An 18,042-nucleotide genomic window follows, 5' to 3' on the forward strand; every position below is an offset into this window, starting at 1 on the left:
CAGTCTCATACCCGGGTATTTACGAATTCTTTCAACCATTTCCATATTGAGCGAAATTTTTGGGGTGCTTTCAGATCCCATTACAATAGTTGTCTCGAACGATCTACGATTTAGAAAGAAAACCGGAGGATTTCAAATGAACAAAGTCTATAAAGTAGGCGACGCAACCGTAACCCGTGTCACGGAAATGACGCTGAGCGGCGTCCCGCCGGAAGTTTATTTTGCGGGCTCGTGGGACCCGGCGTTTCTGGAAAAGAATCGGAATATCCTGCCTGCCGGGCTAATCGACGGGGATTCTCAACTTGTCGTTAGTATTGGAACTTGGGTCGTGAAGACTCCGGACCATACGATCCTTATTGATACCGCGACGGGAAACGATAAAAATCTTCCGTATAATCCGGAATTGTCCAATCTAAAGCTGCCGTATCTTGATCGTCTCCTGGAGGCAGGGGTTACGCCGGAAGATGTGGACTATGTCCTGTTGACGCATTTGCATGTGGATCATGTCGGCTGGAATACAAGGCTTGCAGGCGGTAATTGGGTACCGACGTTCCCGAACGCCACCTATGTATTTCCGCTTTCGGAACAACAATATTACTCCAGCCCGTCCAGCCATAATAAAGAAAACGAACCTAACTTTAACGCATACGAAGAGAGCGTTTTGCCTGTCGTCGAAGCTGGAATGATTAAGACGATCCCTCCCGAGGGGGGAGAGTTCCTCGACATGTTCAAATTTATTCCGACTCCCGGCCATAGCATCGGTCAGATGTCGATCAGCCTCACGTCCGGCGGAGAAGAAGCTTTGTTCGGTGCTGACGTGATGCACCATCCGTTTCAGGTATATCATCCCGAGTGGAATTCCATGTATTGCGAATTCACGGAACAAGCACGCGTTTCCCGGCGCAGGGTATTGGATTATGTCGCGGATCGGCCCATCATTTATTTCAGTACCCATTTTCCGGGGAGTTCTGCGGGGTACGTGACTCGTGACGGCAACGGATTCAAATGGGAATTCATCTAATAAATTTACCTAATCACATTGAAAGGTGCTGACAACATGACGACAAACGATTTTAGGCACGATATACCGATTTTGACCGAAGACCATCGTATCCCCAGCGATACGCCAGGAATCAAACTATATGTACGCAACAAACGTCCGGCTTCCATGAACACGTTCACGAACGAGAAAACGATTGTCATGGTTCACGGTGCCACATATCCGATTGGTAGTTTGTATGACGTTGAATTGGATGGTTTCACGTTCTTGGACTATTTGGCAAGTCATGGTTACGACGTGTATGCCGTGGATGTACGCGGCTATGGAGGCTCGACGAGACCCCCTGAGATGGAGCAGCCCGCTGACTCCAACCCTCCGCTGGTTCGCACGGAAACCGGGATTCGCGACCTGGGCTCGGCGGTAGACTTTGTTTTAAAACATCGGAACTTATCGAAGGTCAACATTCTGGGAATGTCCTGGGGAGGAACGGTCGCCGGGGCGTATACGAGCCGAAACAACGACAAAGTAAACAAGCTTATTCTTGTTGCGCCTCAGTGGCTGAGCACGAAACCGGTCCCTATCGATAACGGAGGTCCGCTCGGCTCCTATCGTCTCGTCCCGGTCGGAAGCACGAAGGAACGCTGGTTAAGCGCCGCCCCTGAAGATAAACGCGGCGATCTGATTCCGGAAGGCTGGTTCGAACAATGGACCGAAGCGACGTTAGCTTCCGATCCGGGAAGCCAAAGCGTCCATCCGGGACATATTCGGGCGACCAATGGGCCGATTCTGGACATCCGTGAATACTGGACGGCTAACAGAGCTTTTTATGAGCCCAAGGAGATCACGGTGCCTGTCCTTCTTGTTCACGCAGAATGGGACATCGATGTGCCTCTTGATTTGGCGCAAAACTTTTTCACGTCACTGACCGGCGCCGTTTATCGCCGCTGGGTAGAGATTGGGGAAGGAACGCACATGGTGCTGCTGGAGAAGAACAGGATGCAGGCTTTTCAAGCGATCCGCGGCTTCCTGGATGAATCGTACATCCCGGCGAAATAACCCGGGTGCAGTGCCCAACGTTTCATATGCCTAAAACGAGGCCTGCGGCATGCTGCCGCAGGCTTTTTTCGTACCCACTTTTTTGAAAGAAGGCGAATCGTTTGCGATCCTATCTGCTTCTATTGTTTTGCGCATCACTCTACGGTAGCAACTTCGTACTGGGCTCGCTTTTGCTGCAAGCATTTCCTGCGCTGCATCTATCGGCCTATCGGCTTGCCGTCTCCTCGGTGTTCCTGCTCGTTTATTTAATAGGAACCCGGCGATGGGTCCGGGTTACACTGCGGGATGCCGTGTACTTCATACCGTATGCTCTAGTGGGAATGCTGCTGCATCAAGTCTCCTTCTTTACGGGGCTGCGCACGGTCGATGCGACGACCGCTTCATTGATATTATCGTTATCACCGATTTGCACTGCGCTGTTTGCCCGCTTGTTTCTGAAGGAATCGTTTACGCTTCGGATGACGATGGGGTCGGTCGTCGCCTTTGCCGGGGTCTTCTTCGTTGTGGCGAATGGCGCAGGTTTCATGCTTCGCATCTCGTCCGGGATTGGATGGATGCTGATTTGCATGCTGGCATTTTCAGGGTCTGTCATTCTCATGAAAAAGCTGACAGAGCGCATCGAACCGCTTGTAGCAACGACCTACTCTACGATGCTGGGGTGTATTGCGGTATTCCCGGTATCGATCTGGAGCGAACCGCATGCTGAGATTCGTCCACACTATGGATGGTGGCTTGTCTTAATTGGATCCGCGCTGCTTATCCAAGGATTATGCGCCGTCGTCTGGAACGCTCAAATTCGTCAGGTAGGTGCCGCGACCGCGTCCCTGTTTCTGAATTTGCAGCCATTTGTTGCGATGGTGTCAGGCTACTTCATTCTAGGTACGCCGATCAGCTACATGCAAGTTGCGGGTTCGGGGTTGATTATTTGCGGCGTCATCCTGGCAACCTTCCAAAGACGTTCGAAAAGAACTTCGCATGCCGATCAACTCCATATGTCCGTGGTGAAGCGATAACAGAGAGGAGTGCTGGGAATTCCATCGCAGACGGTCTCGATGAGGCAAAGGATCATTACGGTTAGACCTTGACTTTGCCCCGGAACGGATCGAATGTTTTGGACTGAAAAATGCAGGGCCTGCACTCGTGCAGGCTCTTTTCTTTGCGGCGTAAACGGAGACTGGAAATAAATCTATTTTTGTATTGACGGTGTGAGACAGTTTTTGGTAAAGTACTGATAAGTAAAAACCAAGTAGTCAAATAGGAATAATTTAATCTATAATGGAAATCATCAATCGTCAAGCGCCGACCGGGCCGATTCCCGGAGGCAGGGAGGGGTCAAGTGAATACACTGCTGCGACATAAAGGCTGGACCTGGGGTTTTCGAAGCACCGTTCTTCTTTATTTTGTACTGCTGGTCGTGCTCCCTTTGCTGGGAGTGTATTATCATTCGTTCTCGCTGGGATGGAGCGCTTTTGCGGAAAGCGTGAAAGACCCGATTGCCTGGAAATCCGTGCTCCTTACGCTGAAATTGGCCCTTGTGGCCACGATGATTAACGTTTTGATCGGTACGATGATCGGCTGGGTGATCGTCCGCTACCGTTTTCCGGGCAGATCGCTGCTGAACAGTCTGGTGGATCTCCCGTTTGCCCTGCCGACCGCGGTCGGGGGCCTCATGATTCTGCTTCTGCTCGGACCGGGCAGCCTGATCGGCGGAGCCGCCGAAGCGCTCGGCTTTGAAATCGTGTTCCATCAGCCGGCGATCGTCATTGCCATGGTGTTCGTCACGTTTCCTTTCGTCATCCGCGCGGTGCAGCCGCTGCTGGAGGAAATCGATCCTTCCGAGGAGGAGGCGGCGCGGACACTGGGGGCTTCGGGCACCAAAATCTTTTTCAAAGTCGTGCTGCCGTCCATGCTGCCGGGCATGCTCAGCGGAGGAATGCTGGCCTTCTCCCGGGCGCTGGCGGAGTTTGGGGCCGTGGTGCTCGTCGCCGGCAACATTCCGGGCCGAACGCTGATCGCTTCCGTGTTTATCTACGGAGAGGTTGAGAGCGACAATACTGCCGGGGCTGCTGCCGTGTCGATTCTGCTGCTGACGCTGTCTTTTGTCATACTCTGGGTCGTGAATTTTGTGCAGACGAAGGGGAAGAGAGCATGAAGAAACTGTGGATTACGCTGACATACCTGGTCTTTTTCCTGCTGCTGATCGCTCCCCTCGGCAAAATGGTCATGGGCGCCTTTGAAGATGGGCTGGGCGGTCTGGGTGATGCACTGGCAAGGCCCGAGGCGCTGCACGCCCTGATGATGACCGGGCTCATCGTCGTCACCGTGACGGTGCTGAACACGCTGCTCGGCATGATGATGGCCATCTATCTCGTTCGCGGCAGCTGGATGAGCGGAGGGCTCCGGCGGTTTCTGAACAGCATCGTCGACCTGCCGTATGCGGTGTCCCCCGTCATTGGGGGGCTGATGATCGTACTCCTGCTGGGGCCGGGAAGCGCGGTGGGGGCGTTTTTCGAAGATATTGGCTTTAAAATCGTATATGCCTTTCCGGGGATGGTCATTGCTACGCTGTTCGTCACTTTTCCGCTCATGGTGCGCGAGGTGATGCCAGTGCTGCAGGAAATCGGGGCTCAGCAGGAAGAAGCCGCCTCGACGCTGGGGGCCTACGGATGGACAACGTTCTGGAAAGTAACCTGGCCATCGATCCGCTGGGCGGTCATTTACGGCATCGTGCTGACGGTGGCGCGTTCGCTTGGCGAGTTCGGAGCGGTGCTCGTCGTATCGGGTAATATCATTAACAGGACCCAAACGGCGACGACGCTGGTATACCAGGACGTGGAAAATTTCAATGTCATTTCGGCCAACAGCGTTGCGCTGGTTCTGGCTGCTTTTTCGGTAAGTCTGCTCCTCTTGATGGAATGGGCCAAAAAAAGAAGGGAAGTGCGCTGATATGCATGTGGAAGTTCGCGGATTGAACAAGCATTTTGGTGATTTTCATGCCGTAAAGGATGTGCATTTTGGGATTGAAAAGGGCCACCTGATCGGTCTGCTCGGGCCGAGCGGCGGCGGCAAAACGTCGATTCTGCGGATGCTTGCAGGGCTGGAGACGCCGGACAGCGGGGAAATCCGCTTCCACGGAGAGCTGGTCAACGCGCTTCCGCCGCAGGAGCGGGGCATTGGCTTTGTGTTTCAGAACTACGCGCTGTTTAAGCATATGACGGTGTTCGACAATATTGCTTTTGGCCTGAAAGTGAAGAAAACGCCGAAGTCGCAGATCAAGGACCGGGTTATGGAGCTGGTCGAGCTGACCGGGCTGGCGGGCTTTGAGAAGCGTTATCCGCAGCAGCTATCCGGCGGGCAGCGTCAGCGGGTCGCCTTTGCCCGTGCGCTCGCGCCGGAACCGCAGCTGCTTCTGCTGGATGAGCCGTTTGCGGCGATCGACGCCAAGATCCGGCAGGAGCTCCGCTCCTGGCTCAGGGAGCTGATCGAGCGGGTGGGCATCACGTCGATCTTCGTCACGCATGACCAGGACGAGGCGATCGAGGTAGCCGACGAAATCATGATCATTAATCAGGGACGCCTGGAGCAAAAGGGCACCCCGTGGGATATTTACAAGGAGCCGAAGACACCGTTCGTCGCGACCTTTATCGGGGAGTCCACCGTGGTGGAGAATGCGCGCGAGCTGAAAGGCTTCGAGGAAGCTGCCGGGGGCAGCGGCACCCGGGCGCTCATCCGGCCGGAGTACATCGAAGTCGGCGGGCCCGACGAATTCCGGGTGCTGTCTGCAACGGAGGAAGGCATCGTGCGCCATCTGCATTTCCGCGGCAGCGAGTGGATGGTGGAGGTCGAAGTCGGCAGCCACAAGCTGATGACGTACCGCTCGCTGGAGAAGGATACGCTGCAGCCGGGTCAGCCGGTACGGGTGCTGGTGCACCGCGCGTACCTGTTCAACGACGAGCGCAGCTGGATCGAAGAAAACCGGCTTAAGGTCGACCCGATGCCGGTCATTATTTAAAGGGATCCGAGTATCGCTTCTTTGAAATCTCATATTTGACCTCGGAAAATACTTACTCTAGCACGGATAATTCCGAAATTTAGAGATGACACAGCAATACCGCTTCTGTGAACATCATCCGTTTATTACAACTCCAGCCTGCCCTCCGGCAGGCTGATGCGGCAAACACGGCAAGTTTCATCCTAAAGGAGTGGCAGACGATGCGAAAGCAGACGATGCAAAATCACGATAGAAAGCCGGCACTCCGCCCGGGTCTTCTCGGCGCTCTGCTGCTGGCCTGCATTCTCGTCTTTACCGGCTGCAGCAAGGATGCGCCGGTGAATGGCTCCGTATCGGCAGCGGGCGGCGACGTCACCCTGGTGATCGGCGCGTACAGCGTGGCGAAGGATGCGATGGCCGACATCCTGCCGAAGTTTCAGCAGGAATGGAAGGAGAAAACCGGGCAGACGGTCAAATTCCAGGAGTCCTATGAGGCGTCGGGAACCCAGGCGCGGGCGATTGCCGGCGGCTTTGAGGCCGACGTCACCCTGCTCGCGATGGAGGGAGACGTCGATAAGCTCGTCAGCGCGGGGCTCATCGATAAGGACTGGAAGACGAAACATCCGGACCAGGGCATGGTCACCCGCTCCATCGTCGTGCTGGGCACGCGGGAAGGGAACCCGCTCGGGATCAAGGATTTTCAGGACCTGACCAAGCCGGGAGTCAAAGTGCTGTACCCCAACCCGAAAACTTCGGGCGGGGCGCAGTGGGACATCAATGCCATTTACGGCGCAGGTCTGAAAACTTCGGAGCAGCAGGGACACAAGGATCCGGCCGCGGCCAAAGCTTTCCTGAAGCAGGTCCACAAGAACGTGGAGTCGCTCGACAAGAGCGGCCGGGCGTCCATGGCGGCGTTCGAGTACGGCGTGGGCGACGTCATCGTCACGTACGAGAATGAGCTCCTGGCGCGCATCCAGCAGGGCGTCAAATACGACGTCGTCATTCCGGAGAACACGATCCTGATCGAGAATCCGGCTGCCGTCGTGGACGCTTTTGCCAAGAAGCACGGCACCACCAAAGTGGCCGAGGCGTTCGTGAAGTATCTGTGGAGCAAGGAAGCGCAGGAAATCTTCGCCGCACACGGCTTCCGGCCTGTCGACGACGAAGTGCTGAAGGCCAACGCGGCCAAGTATCCGGTGCCGAAAGGGCTGTTCGATATCAACTACCTCGGCGGCTGGGACGAGGTGCGCAGCACGCTCTACTCCAAGCGGGGTGTGTGGTACCAGGTGCTAGCGGGGATTTGAGTGGCAGAAATCGGAGCAGTGTTTAAGCAGGTGACCGCTTGGCGGGGCCTGCTTTTTTTGCTTGGCGGCAAGAATGTCCAGTAGGCGGACGGAAATACGGCCCCCACCCTGCAAAAAAAGCCCGGCCATCAGCCGGGCATTTCTACGTTCATCTCCTGCTGCTGGTGCCTGCGGCTGAGCGAAGGCAGGACAGCGAGGTAATAGACGCTGACGATAAAGATGCTGGCCGCCAGGATCCAGTACAGTGCGGTGACCGATACCAAGCCGGGGAAGGCGACGGCCAGAAATCCGAGCGCGATCGCCTGGCCGGTCGTGTTGAGCGGCTCGATCCAGGCGCTGACACGGCCCATGCTTTGGGGCTCGACGAGCTCCGGCAGCCATCCGCCCAGCACGACGTTGATCGGTGCGAGGATCACACCGAGCAGCACCATCGTGCCCAAGTACAGCTGAATGTGGTTGAAACCGCCGGCGACCAGCGTAATGATGCCGATGAGGAACAATCCGGTGATCAGCACGCCGACTTTACCGATCTTTTTGATAAGCAGGGTACTGATTGCGCTGCCCACCAGGTAGCCGATCCCGAGGAATACCATTACCAAAGGTGTGTACACCTCGTAGTGCTCCGGACTAAGCTTGTATTTCATCGTAAAGAGGGGCAGGATCGAAAACACGCCGTTGACGATGCCGAAGAAGAAAAAGCCGAGAATAATCGCCAACAGCAGGCGCGAACGGACGATGTATTGAAAGCCCATGCCGAAGTCGGCGGCGATGCTTTTCAGATTCAGGTCTTTCAAGCGTACTTTGCCGTTGGGCTGGGAGACATGCTGAGGGAAACGGCATGACATGAGAAGCAGGGCGGAGATGACGAAGCTGGCCATGTCGATCAGAATGGCGCCTTCAATACCGAGGTAATAGTAAGCTGCCGATCCGAGACTCATGCCGAAGAGCATGAATACGCCCGAGATGGACATGTTCAGGCTGGAGGCCTGCACGTACTGTTCGGGTTTCATGACCCCCTGGAGCAGGCTCATTTCGGCGGGTGCAAAAAACTTCGAGATGGCGCTGCGCAGAAATAGAAGGGCAAACGCGCCGACGATCCAGTTTTCATAAATGGCCAGCAGCAGGACCAGGGAGAGGACCGCGCGGATCCAGTCGCTGTTGACGGCGATGCGTTTGCGGTCGAGTCGGTCGGCAAGCACCCCGACGAACAGGAACACGACCAGCGTCGGCAGAGAATACATCAGCTCGGCTAACGTGGCGTAAGCGGGCTGGCTGCTGAAGCGGTCGACGAGATAAAAGGCGAAAGCCATGCTGCCAACCATCGACCCAAGCTGGGATGCGAAGTTGGCCAAAAACACTTTAACAAATGTGGCATTGCGGAAAAGCTCCATGCGGGTGACCTCGTTTCTTCTAAATTTTACGGTACAAATATGGCGAACTTGGAATGGTTGAAGGACTTTCACCCGGGCACCGGGCACCCGCATTATGCGGTCCATCCGGTCATCCGTATCCGGCATGTTGCCGGTCAGGGGCAGTTTTAACAGCGGTGCCTGATGCATCCGTCGTTCGCAGCTTTGATCTCAGTGTACTCGAATAAGCGGCCGGCAAAAATCGCCGCTGGTATGATTTTGAAGTCGGTCTCTGGACCGAGAACTCTCGGAAAGGCGAATATGGTATCATATATAGATTGAACTCAAGTTTCGAATTGAACCCCCTGTTGTAACAGCTTATCCAAGCCCTTCAACATGAATTTCTTGAGTTCATTCTATATAGCTGTAACGAATCAGGAATATGACCACCACCCTACATACATAGGAAAAATAAGGAGATGATCGACTCAATGGACGCATTGATCTTTTTGGGAACCGGGGACGCGATGGGCGTCCCGCGCGTGTACTGCAGCTGCGAGGTATGCGAGGAGGCCCGGACGACGGGGATGAACCGGCGCTTGCGTTCTTCCGTGCTCGTCCAGGGGCAGGGGGAGGCCGACAGCTTTATTATCGATTGCGGCCCGGATTGGCGCAGCCAGATGGAAGCGATCGGGCAGCGGGCGACGGCGCGGATGCTGGTGACGCATGCGCATTTTGACCATATCGGGGGGCTGCCGGAGTGGGCGGATGAATGCCGCTGGCGGCAGGCCAAAGGGGAGCTGTATGCCCCGCAGGAGGTGCTGGACCAAATTCAGCGGCAGTTTCCGTGGATCCACCGGCAGCTTCAAATGATTCCCGCTGATGCTGGAATCGAGCTTGGCGGCTGGAACATCACCACGTGGAAGGTGACGCATGGGGCGAACGGTTATGCCTATGCATACCGGCTGGAGAAGCCGGGCTTCCGCTGGGTGTACTGCTCGGACTCGATCGGTCTGAACGTGGAGGAGAAAAGGCCGCTGCACGGCCTGGATCTGCTGGTGCTCGGGACGAGCTTTTTTCATGAGACGGCGCCATATCCTACCCGGTCCGTGTACGATATGAGGGAAGCGGCAGAGCTGCTGCAAGAGGTGAAGCCGCTGCGAACGGTCTACACCCATATGTCGCATGATATCGACCTGAACCGGTCTTATCCGCTCCCTCCGCAGGTAACGCTAGCTGTGGCCGGGATGAAGGTTGAGCTGGTCTGACCGTTAAGGGAAAAAGGAGGTTCGTATCCATGGCAAACGTCAGCGGATGGAATGGCAGCGAATTGAACGGATGGGAACCCGGCGGATTATTTCCCGAAAAGCTGATGCTGGCGGACTGCCGTCCGGAGGTGAGCGCCTACTATTTTAAAGAGTGGAACGGTTTTGACATGGCGCTGCATACCCATGACTCCTCCGAAATCATGTATGTCATAGATGGGAACTGCTCAGTCGGGGTGAAGCCGTTTGGCGAAAACGAAGCGGTTGTGCATTTGACCAAAGGAGGCTTTATCCTGCTGGACGGAACCGTTCCCCATCGCCTGCTGGTGACGGGAACCTGCCGGATGCTCAACATCGAATTCCGCTTTGCCGAGAGGGATGGGGTGCTGCCGTCGACGAAACAGCTGGCCGAGGGAGAGGAGGCGCTGGCGGCGCTGTTCCGGAACCCGGCTCCCTATGTCGTGCTTAGGGAATTTCATGACGTGCACCAGCTGCTGAAAAATCTAGTTCTGGAGCTGGACGCCGCCGAATCCGGACAGGAGCTGATGCCGCAGCTGATGCTCGCCGAGCTGCTGATCCGGATTGCCCGGCTGCATCAGGAATACGTGGAGGCCGGTCCCGATACGCAGAGTATGTACGTGCGGCAGTGCATCGAGTACCTGTATCAGAACTACGATCGCAGCATCCAGGTAAAAGACGCCGCCGAGCATGTCCGGCTTCACCCCGGGTATTTGCAGCGGGTATTCAAGCAGAAGACGGGTATGTCGATCATGGAATACCTGAACGCCTACCGGATGGATAAAACGGCGATGCTCCTGCGGCAGACGGAAATTCCTGTGGCGGATATCGCAGATTATGTGGGAATCGGCAGCCGCCAATATCTGCATCTGATGTTCAAAAAGCATACCGGGCAGACACCGGTCGAATACCGGAAGGCTTCCCGGATCGCAGGGTACGTGGATTCCCGGGATGTGCAGTAATCCGAATCCAAAAAGTAAGAATTGTTGACACTTTTCCGGCAAAGAGGTCATGAATTTGATAACGTTTTCCCAGAAAGGGTTGCTACAATACCTGTATCAGGGTGAACCTGGCGACTATTCTTGAGGGAGGCGGTTTTTGCCGTGTCATTTAAAATTGCTTTTATCGGGGCGGGAAGCATTGGCTTTACCCGTGGACTGCTGCGCGACCTGTTGTCCGTTCCGGAATTTCATAACGTGGAAGTTGCTTTTACGGACATCAATCCGCACAACCTGGACATGGTAACCGAGCTGTGCCAGCGGGACATTCGGGAGAACGGGCTGGACATTAACATTCACGCGACAACGAACCGCCGCGAGGCGCTGAAGGATGCCAAATACGTCATCTGTACGATCCGCGTGGGCGGCTTGGAGGCGTTCGCGACGGATGTGGACATTCCGCTGAAATACGGCGTCGATCAATGCGTGGGCGACACGCTGTGCGCAGGCGGCATCATGTACGGACAGCGCGGCATCGCCGAGATGCTGAACATCTGTAAGGATATCCGCGAAATGGCGTCCAAAGACGTGCTGCTGCTGAACTACGCCAATCCGATGGCGATGCTCACGTGGGCCTGCAACAAGTACGGCGGAGTCCGCACGGTCGGACTGTGCCATGGGGTGCAGGGCGGCCACTGGCAGATTGCGGAGGCTTTTGGTCTGAAGCAGGATGAAGTGGATATCATCTGCGCGGGCATCAACCATCAGACGTGGTATGTCCAGATCCGCCATTATGGGGAGGACTTGACCGGCAAGCTGCTGGAAGCGTTCGAGAAGCATCCGGATTTCAGCCGGACGGAGAAGGTACGGATCGACATGCTGCGCCGCTTCGGCTATTACAGTACGGAATCGAATGGGCATCTCAGCGAGTATGTTCCGTGGTACCGCAAGCGGGCGGACGAAATCAACGACTGGATCGACCTCGGCAGCTGGATCAACGGGGAGACCGGAGGATACCTTCGCGTCTGCACGGAAGGGCGCAACTGGTTTGAGACCGATTTTCCCAACTGGATGAAGGAGAAGCCGTTCGAATACAAGCAGGACCAGCGCAGCCATGAGCATGGATCTTACATCATCGAAGGCTTGGAGACGGGACGGGTGTACCGGGGGCATTTCAACGTGGTCAACAACGGAGTGATCACCAATCTACCGGATGACGCGATCATCGAGGCTCCGGGATACGTCGACCGCAACGGCATCTCCATGCCGGTGGTTGGGGATCTGCCGCTCGGACCGGCGGCAGTCTGCAATGCGAGCATTTCCGTACAGCGGCTGGCGGTGGGAGCGGCAGTGCACGGCGACGACAAACTGCTCCGCCAGGCGTTTATGATGGACCCGCTGGTCGGCGCGGTGTGCAACCCGAACGAAATTTGGCAGATGGTCGACGAAATGCTCGTGGCGCAGGAGCAGTGGCTGCCGCAATACGGGGATGCTATCGCTGAGGCGTCGGTACGGCTGGCTTCCGGCAACCTGATTCCGACACGGGAAGGATACCGCGGCGCTGCACGCCTCAAGGTGAAGACCGTGGAGGAAATGCAGCAGGACCGGGAAGCCGCCAACAAAAACGCCGGCGAATCGGATAAAGGCAAGGACCGGGCCAAAGCGGTTCAGTAAACGGTAAACCTGCAGGCGGGAAATATCAGCCGGCAAACAAAAAGACAGCTTGCGAACAGGGATCGATGATCTGATTCGCGGCTGTCTTTTTTAAATCTTGCGTATCGCTAAATACTCGACCGAATTAAACGTTCAGCACAAACTTCTCGATCGCGGCCTTCACGCCTTCGTCGTTGTTGCTTAACGTTACGTAGTTCGCAATGTCCTTCAGCGCCGGGATGGCGTTGCCCATCGCAATGCCAAGGCCTGCCGCTTCGAGCATCTCATGATCGTTCCAGGAATCGCCGATGGCGATCGTCTCGGACATGTCGCAGCCAAAGTGGCTGGCGAGGAAGGTGAGGGCATGGCCTTTGGTGCCTTCGCGGTGCATGATTTCGAGGAAGTGCGGCTTCGATTTGGTGATGTGCACTTCGTCTCCCAGCAGGTCGCGCAGAATCGGGATCAGCTGATCCAGGTAGGACGGATCGTCGATGATAAGCATCTTCGGCGTCTTCTGGGCGATCAGCTTTTCAAAATCCGGCTCGATATAGTAAGGCGTGCGGTTCAGCTCGCTGTAATCCTTCAGCTTCTGGTTTTCTTCGCGGGCATACAGCTTGTCGTCGATATAAACCTGCAGGTGAAGGTTATGCTCGATGCAGTATTGGAACAGCTTGTATCCCGCATCCTTTGGCACGTAGCGCTCGTAAAGGACTTTTTCGTCCATCAGGTTTTTGACCAGTGCCCCTTGGTACGTAATGATCGGCACGTTCAGCCCGGTTTGGCGGGCAATGGCTTGGGCAGAGGCATAGGCCCGGCCCGTGGCCAGCGTGACGACTACGTCTTTGGCGACCGCCTGCTCCAGCGCCTGCTGGGTGCCCGGGGTCACCTCTTTATCGTCGTTAATCAGAGTATCGTCGATGTCGATCGCGATCAATTTGTACATGGTTCTCTCTCCTTTAATCATGGCGAACCTCTCTACCTATAAGGGCGCTGAAATGCTCGTCCATGTTCTCTCTACCGCAGGATGGGTATTTCTCTAAACGTTCCTGCACAGTATGGCTCTTATCATTGTACCTCACGCGGGGCAGATTTCAATTCCGCGAGGATCATTCCGGCAAAAATACAAATACATCCCAGTCCCGCCGCAGCGCCCAGCACCTCTCCGCCGAAGGTGACGCCCGTCAATGCCGCAAAGACCGGTTCCATGGCAAAAATGACGGCAACCCGCGACGGGTTCGTATATTTCTGGCACACGGTTTGAATCCAAAAGGCGAAAGCGCTGGTCGGACCGATCGACACCAGGAGCGCCCAGATCACTTCCGGCTTCAGCAGACGATCCGCCGCCTGCGTCAACGGGCCCACATCCTCAAATAACAACGAGGAGAGGAGGCTGAGCAGCCCGACGACCGCCATCTGCATCGCAGCCAGGGGCAGCGCGGAATATCGCGGAGCAAACACGCCCGTATACGCCACATGCAGAGCGAACGCCACCGCGCACAGGAAGATGAGAAAGTCGCCTTTGTTCAGCGTCAGGGCGGTGCCGGCGAAGGCCAGCAGGTACAAGCCGGCGGCGGCCAGCAGCGCGCTGATCCACGTATAGCGGGAAATGGGGCTTTTCAGCAGCAGGAGCGCCAAAAACGGAACAAACACGACGGACAAACCGGTAATAAAACCGGCGTTCGAAGTGGTCGTGTACAGCAGTCCCACCGTTTGAAAGGCATAGCCCAGAAACAAAAAAAGGCCCAGCAGGCACGAGTGGAGCAGCATTTTGCCGGAAATGTCCCGCCACTGGCTGCGGTAGAAAAACGTAATGATCAGGGCCAGGAGCACCGCCGCACCCAAGAAGCGGATGCCGTTGAAGGCAAGGGGAGGCAGGACCCGGACCGCATGTTGCACGATCAAAAAGGTACATCCCCACATCATCGCCACGATGAGCAGGCTGAGGTCGGCAATACGGGAGCGGTTCAAATGAAGTCATTCCTTTCACGGTTCGTACGATCGGCCTGTGCAAAACAGGCAAGCGACCAAATTGTAACGTAAAACCCGAGTGAGAACAAGGATCAAAAAGGCACGAAGGGCGGGTTCAGGGCATGACGGAGCCTGGGAAACCTGCTATAATGTGGGTGGAAACGGAGATGATACGATGGCTAAGAAGAACCGAAACCAAGCCCCGAGCAAGCCGCAAGTCTCGGATAAACCGGCGACGCTGAAGGATCTCCTGAGCAGCGAGGTGCTGGATAAGCTGAAGCAGCAGTCCAACGAGCTGAAGGCGGAGCAGCAGAAGCAGAAGGAAGAGCAGGAGAGACAAGCGGCCGAAGCGCGCAAAGCGGAACAGAAGCGCCTGGATAACGATTTTGAACATCTGCTGGAGAACAGCAGCATGGACTGGCGTAAATATAAATGAGAAAATGATATCTATAAGAAAAGCTGCCGGTTAGCGGCAGCTTTTTGTGTGCTTATTTTTCACTGTCCATATTTAGCTTCTTTTCGAATAAAATGTAATCCTGCCCGGGACCTGCATAGTCTTTGGCCATCGTCAGCTTAAAGCCCATGAGGGCGTGAAATTTCATGGACGTTTCGTTCACAGCTGAGGTAATGCAGCGCACCGTGTCGCAGCCGAGCTGAAGAACTTTTTCAAAAAACAGCTCATACAGCGTCCGGGCCGTACCCTGCTTGCGGTAATCCGGATGGACGCCGACAAAATGGATATACGCCTCGTTCGGATGCGTCTGGGACTGGAAACCGATCAGGAAGGCGACAAGCTTCCCGCTCTCTTTTTCCTCCATCACAAAACTGGTATTTTGAAAATGCTCGAAAAACAGCTTCGGCAGCAGATGCGTCATTTGGCGCCCGCCCCACCAGTCGTTGACGACCGGGATCACGCGGTCATAGTCGGCTTCAAGGATCGGCCTGATTTCCATGGAAAAACCTTACCTCCGTTCATGTGAGCCTGAGCGGTGAGTGAAAGACACCCGTCTGCAAGCTTTTGCAGCCGATTATACCATAGGATGAGAGGGTTCGAGCGATAAAAAAGAGAGGTCCATGGAATTCACGGGGCCTCTCTTTGCTGTATGTCACTATTACCATAAGGACGAATTCCGGGGCTGACTATTCTTCCAAAAAAATCAAACCGATCAGGTCGTCCATCACGATGTTGCCAAAATAGTGCTTCACGTCGATGTCCGCGAGGGCTTCCCGGACTTCGGACTCTTCGTAACGCTTGCCGCGCAGACGCTCCTCAATATCCGCCACATCGCCAACGCCGAAAAAGTCGCCGTATATTTTAATATCCTGAATCCGTGCGTCCTTGATGTCCATCCGGATGTCGATGATGCCGACCGGGAACCGCTTCGTATGCTTGACGTTGGACTGCGGAGACTGCCCGTAATTCCATTCCCAGTTCTGATACCGGTCCTTGGAAATTTGGTTGATAATCTCCCAATCGGCTTCCGTCAGCTTGTACTGCGGCACTTCGTTTGGTTCCATGCCGAAAATGTAGCGGAGCAGCTCGGAGCGGAATTCCTCGATCGTCATCTTCTGGTTCATCAGCTCACTGATGTTAGCGACGCGGCTGCGTACGGACTTGGTGCTCTTCGACTTGAATTTCTCCGGATTGGCGTTCAGGGAAGCCTGAACATCGTCCAGATTCAAGTTGAACATGAGCGTGCCGTGGCTGAACATTCGGCCTCGGGTCGAGAATTGGGCGTTACCGGAAATCTTTTGCTCGCCGACCTGCAGGTCATTGCGTCCGCTCAGCTCCGCGTTAACACCCATATGGTGCAGCGCGTCGATGACCGGCTGGGTAAACTTCAGGAAATTGTGGAACGATTCCCCGTCGTCCTTGGTAATGAAGCTGAAGTTGAGGTTGCCGAGGTCGTGGTACACCGCTCCGCCGCCGGAGAGCCGGCGAACAACCTTGATATTGTTGTCTTTCACGTATTCCTGGTTGATCTCCTCGATCGTGTTCTGATGTTTACCGATGATGATCGAAGGACGGTTAATGTAAAACAGCAGGTAGCTGTCGTCCATGGGCAGATGTTTGAGGGCGAATTCTTCAATCGCCAGATTGACGGCAGGGTCGGTAATTCCCTGGTTATCGATAAACAGCATATTTGATTCCTCCGTTAAAAGGCCTTAATTAATTCGGTTCCTTGTCTATTGTAAACCAATTGCGGACAAGAAACAAAAGCGAAAACCGAATTGACGCGCACCGAAATTTGGCGTAATAATGGGGTCATTCGCAAGCGATTCAAGACAGAGAACTGCTGGGGGGAAAATACATATGCTTGAACGATACGGACATGGCGGGGATCTGGAGAGCGCGTCGGAACTGTACGGCGGCGATCCGGCGTCCTTTCTGGATTTCAGCGCCAACATCAATCCGCTGGGTCCGCCGGAAGGCGTCATGACGAAGCTGGGACAGGCACTGCCTTCCATCCTTCGTTATCCGGATCCGGGACACCGACGCCTGAAAGCGCTGCTGTCCCGCAAACTGGGCGTGGCGCCGGAACATTTAAGCATCGGCAACGGGGCGGCGGAATCGATGGCGCTCCTGCTGCTCGGGCTGGCGCCGTCGAGGGTCGGGATCGTGCAGCCCTGCTTTTCGGAGTACCGGCAGCTGTCGGAGCAGTTCGGCGCCGAGGTGCATGCCGTCTTCGGCAGCCGGGAGCGCGACTGGAGAGCTGAGGTTTCGGACATTGCGGGACTGATGAAAAAGGTGGACCTGCTCTTTCTGGGACAGCCGAACAATCCGAACGGTGTGCAGTATCCGCTCCAAGAGATTCGGGAATTGGCGGCCGAGGCGGAGCGGACCCGGACCTATTTTGTCGTCGATGAGGCGTTCATCGACTTCATCCCGGAAGGGCGGAGGATGACGCTGCTGCCGGAGCTGGAGCGGTTTCCGCGGACGATCCTGGTCCGCTCGATGACGAAGTTTTATGCCATTCCGGGCCTGCGGCTGGGCTATGCGGCCGCGCATCCGGACGTGATCCGGGCGATGACGGGCAAGCAGGTGACGTGGAGCGTCAACGGCTTGGCCCTGCTCGCCGGGGAATTGTGCCTCGAGGGCGGCGAGGCGCATGAGCGCGAGACGCTGGAGCTGATTGCCGCAGAGCGCGCCGGGCTGACGGCGGGTCTGCGGGATCTGGGCTGCCGCGTGAGCGGCGGCGAAGCCAATTTCCTGCTCGCGGAGCTGCCGGCACCGTGGAGTGCCGGGGAGCTGCAGCGCGAGCTCGGGCTTCGCGGCGTCCTGATCCGCAGCTGCGCCATGTACCCGGGCCTGGGGCCGGGACATGTCCGGTTTGCGGTGAAGGGAGCGGACGCCAACGCGCGGCTGCTTGCTGTGATTGGCGACGTGCTTCCTATCCGGGCGGAATGATCTGCACGTTGGGAGCCATTTTGATGTAAGGAGCAGATCTACACGAAAGGAGAGGCTGTGCAGGCCCAAGACGCAGGGCTGGTACGGCTGC

At 55.9% G+C, this 18,042-nt stretch carries 17 protein-coding genes; 12 read left to right on the forward strand and 5 right to left on the reverse strand.

From position 1 onward, the window contains the following. Positions 1-136: 136 nt before the first annotated feature. The 7 genes from IAE55_RS23230 to IAE55_RS23260 all read left to right on the forward strand — a co-directional run bounded on the left by IAE55_RS23230 (position 137) and on the right by IAE55_RS23260 (position 7,351). Positions 137-1,021, forward strand: coding sequence for an MBL fold metallo-hydrolase (locus tag IAE55_RS23230; RefSeq protein ID WP_200633991.1), 885 nt, complete (start codon positions 137-139; stop codon positions 1,019-1,021). A 36-nt stretch (positions 1,022-1,057) separates the two neighbouring features. Continuing rightward, positions 1,058-2,056: an alpha/beta hydrolase gene (locus IAE55_RS23235; RefSeq protein WP_200633992.1), complete on the forward strand. Its 999-nt coding sequence runs from the start codon at positions 1,058-1,060 to the stop codon at positions 2,054-2,056. 101 nt (positions 2,057-2,157) lie between these two features. After that, complete coding sequence (locus tag IAE55_RS23240) at positions 2,158-3,069, forward strand: DMT family transporter (RefSeq protein WP_200633993.1); 912 nt, start codon at positions 2,158-2,160, stop codon at positions 3,067-3,069. 323 nt (positions 3,070-3,392) lie between these two features. Continuing rightward, positions 3,393-4,208: a sulfate ABC transporter permease subunit CysT gene (gene cysT, locus IAE55_RS23245; protein WP_145160682.1), complete on the forward strand. Its 816-nt coding sequence runs from the start codon at positions 3,393-3,395 to the stop codon at positions 4,206-4,208. Further along, complete coding sequence (locus tag IAE55_RS23250) at positions 4,205-5,002, forward strand: sulfate ABC transporter permease subunit (RefSeq protein WP_094595329.1); 798 nt, start codon at positions 4,205-4,207, stop codon at positions 5,000-5,002. Before cysT ends, IAE55_RS23250 begins: the two co-directional genes overlap by 4 nt. 1 nt (position 5,003) lies before the next feature. Next, entirely contained in the window at positions 5,004-6,068 is a 1,065-nt protein-coding gene (locus IAE55_RS23255; RefSeq protein ID WP_076173434.1) for a sulfate/molybdate ABC transporter ATP-binding protein, read from the forward strand. A 200-nt stretch (positions 6,069-6,268) separates the two neighbouring features. Continuing rightward, entirely contained in the window at positions 6,269-7,351 is a 1,083-nt protein-coding gene (locus IAE55_RS23260) for a sulfate ABC transporter substrate-binding protein (protein WP_234489779.1), read from the forward strand. 128 nt (positions 7,352-7,479) lie between these two features. Here IAE55_RS23260 and IAE55_RS23265 read toward each other — a convergent pair whose 3' ends face one another. Further along, the gene (locus IAE55_RS23265; RefSeq protein ID WP_234489780.1) at positions 7,480-8,910 is read right to left on the reverse strand and encodes an MFS transporter; all 1,431 of its coding nucleotides are present in this window, start codon (positions 8,908-8,910) and stop codon (positions 7,480-7,482) included. 281 nt (positions 8,911-9,191) lie between these two features. Between IAE55_RS23265 and IAE55_RS23270 the strand changes: the two genes are divergently transcribed. From IAE55_RS23270 to IAE55_RS23280, 3 genes are all read left to right on the forward strand, one after another. Continuing rightward, entirely contained in the window at positions 9,192-9,968 is a 777-nt protein-coding gene (locus IAE55_RS23270) for an MBL fold metallo-hydrolase (RefSeq protein WP_200633994.1), read from the forward strand. A gap of 29 nt (positions 9,969-9,997) precedes the next feature. After that, complete coding sequence (locus tag IAE55_RS23275) at positions 9,998-10,945, forward strand: AraC family transcriptional regulator (RefSeq protein ID WP_325168677.1); 948 nt, start codon at positions 9,998-10,000, stop codon at positions 10,943-10,945. Between the two features lie 141 nt (positions 10,946-11,086). Then, on the forward strand, positions 11,087-12,595 hold the full coding sequence (locus IAE55_RS23280; protein ID WP_200633995.1) for an alpha-glucosidase/alpha-galactosidase: 1,509 nt from the start codon (positions 11,087-11,089) through the stop codon (positions 12,593-12,595). Between the two features lie 124 nt (positions 12,596-12,719). Here the strand turns inward: IAE55_RS23280 and IAE55_RS23285 are convergent, their stop codons facing one another. After that, the gene (locus tag IAE55_RS23285) at positions 12,720-13,517 is read right to left on the reverse strand and encodes a Cof-type HAD-IIB family hydrolase (protein ID WP_200633996.1); all 798 of its coding nucleotides are present in this window, start codon (positions 13,515-13,517) and stop codon (positions 12,720-12,722) included. A gap of 122 nt (positions 13,518-13,639) precedes the next feature. Further along, positions 13,640-14,542, reverse strand: a complete 903-nt coding sequence (locus tag IAE55_RS23290) for a DMT family transporter (protein WP_200633997.1) — start codon at positions 14,540-14,542, stop codon at positions 13,640-13,642. 175 nt (positions 14,543-14,717) lie between these two features. Here IAE55_RS23290 and IAE55_RS23295 point away from each other — a divergent pair, with 175 nt between their 5' ends. Beyond that, the gene (locus IAE55_RS23295; protein ID WP_105446012.1) at positions 14,718-14,978 is read left to right on the forward strand and encodes a YqkE family protein; all 261 of its coding nucleotides are present in this window, start codon (positions 14,718-14,720) and stop codon (positions 14,976-14,978) included. Between the two features lie 52 nt (positions 14,979-15,030). Here IAE55_RS23295 and IAE55_RS23300 read toward each other — a convergent pair whose 3' ends face one another. Both IAE55_RS23300 and IAE55_RS23305 read right to left on the reverse strand, forming a co-directional pair. Further along, positions 15,031-15,495, reverse strand: a complete 465-nt coding sequence (locus IAE55_RS23300) for a GNAT family N-acetyltransferase (RefSeq protein ID WP_200633998.1) — start codon at positions 15,493-15,495, stop codon at positions 15,031-15,033. Between the two features lie 187 nt (positions 15,496-15,682). Further along, on the reverse strand, positions 15,683-16,684 hold the full coding sequence (locus tag IAE55_RS23305) for a lipoate--protein ligase (protein ID WP_200633999.1): 1,002 nt from the start codon (positions 16,682-16,684) through the stop codon (positions 15,683-15,685). Positions 16,685-16,856: 172 nt separating this feature from the next. Here IAE55_RS23305 and cobD point away from each other — a divergent pair, with 172 nt between their 5' ends. Next, positions 16,857-17,951 carry a threonine-phosphate decarboxylase CobD gene (gene cobD / locus IAE55_RS23310; protein WP_200634000.1) on the forward strand — a complete coding sequence of 365 codons (1,095 nt, stop codon included), beginning with the start codon at positions 16,857-16,859 and terminating at the stop codon, positions 17,949-17,951. Positions 17,952-18,042: the final 91 nt, after the last annotated feature.

The sequence above is a fragment of the Paenibacillus sp. S28 genome, assembly GCF_016624415.1.
Taxonomy (GTDB): domain Bacteria; phylum Bacillota; class Bacilli; order Paenibacillales; family Paenibacillaceae; genus Paenibacillus_AQ; species Paenibacillus_AQ favisporus.

Bases quoted from the DNA above. Each gene is read 5' to 3' on its own strand.
- IAE55_RS23265 (WP_234489780.1), bottom strand. From the start codon at position 8,910: ATGCATCAGGCACCGCTGTTAAAACTGCCCCTGACCGGCAACATGCCG.
- IAE55_RS23255 (WP_076173434.1), top strand. From the start codon at position 5,004: ATGCATGTGGAAGTTCGCGGATTGAACAAGCATTTTGGTGATTTTCAT.
- IAE55_RS23295 (WP_105446012.1), top strand. From the start codon at position 14,718: ATGGCTAAGAAGAACCGAAACCAAGCCCCGAGCAAGCCGCAAGTCTCG.
- IAE55_RS23270 (WP_200633994.1), top strand. From the start codon at position 9,192: ATGGACGCATTGATCTTTTTGGGAACCGGGGACGCGATGGGCGTCCCG.
- IAE55_RS23230 (WP_200633991.1), top strand. From the start codon at position 137: ATGAACAAAGTCTATAAAGTAGGCGACGCAACCGTAACCCGTGTCACG.
- IAE55_RS23300 (WP_200633998.1), bottom strand. From the start codon at position 15,495: ATGGAAATCAGGCCGATCCTTGAAGCCGACTATGACCGCGTGATCCCG.
- IAE55_RS23235 (WP_200633992.1), top strand. From the start codon at position 1,058: ATGACGACAAACGATTTTAGGCACGATATACCGATTTTGACCGAAGAC.
- IAE55_RS23260 (WP_234489779.1), top strand. From the start codon at position 6,269: ATGCGAAAGCAGACGATGCAAAATCACGATAGAAAGCCGGCACTCCGC.
- IAE55_RS23250 (WP_094595329.1), top strand. From the start codon at position 4,205: ATGAAGAAACTGTGGATTACGCTGACATACCTGGTCTTTTTCCTGCTG.
- IAE55_RS23285 (WP_200633996.1), bottom strand. From the start codon at position 13,517: ATGTACAAATTGATCGCGATCGACATCGACGATACTCTGATTAACGAC.
- IAE55_RS23275 (WP_325168677.1), top strand. From the start codon at position 9,998: ATGGCAAACGTCAGCGGATGGAATGGCAGCGAATTGAACGGATGGGAA.
- cobD (WP_200634000.1), top strand. From the start codon at position 16,857: ATGCTTGAACGATACGGACATGGCGGGGATCTGGAGAGCGCGTCGGAA.
- IAE55_RS23305 (WP_200633999.1), bottom strand. From the start codon at position 16,684: ATGCTGTTTATCGATAACCAGGGAATTACCGACCCTGCCGTCAATCTG.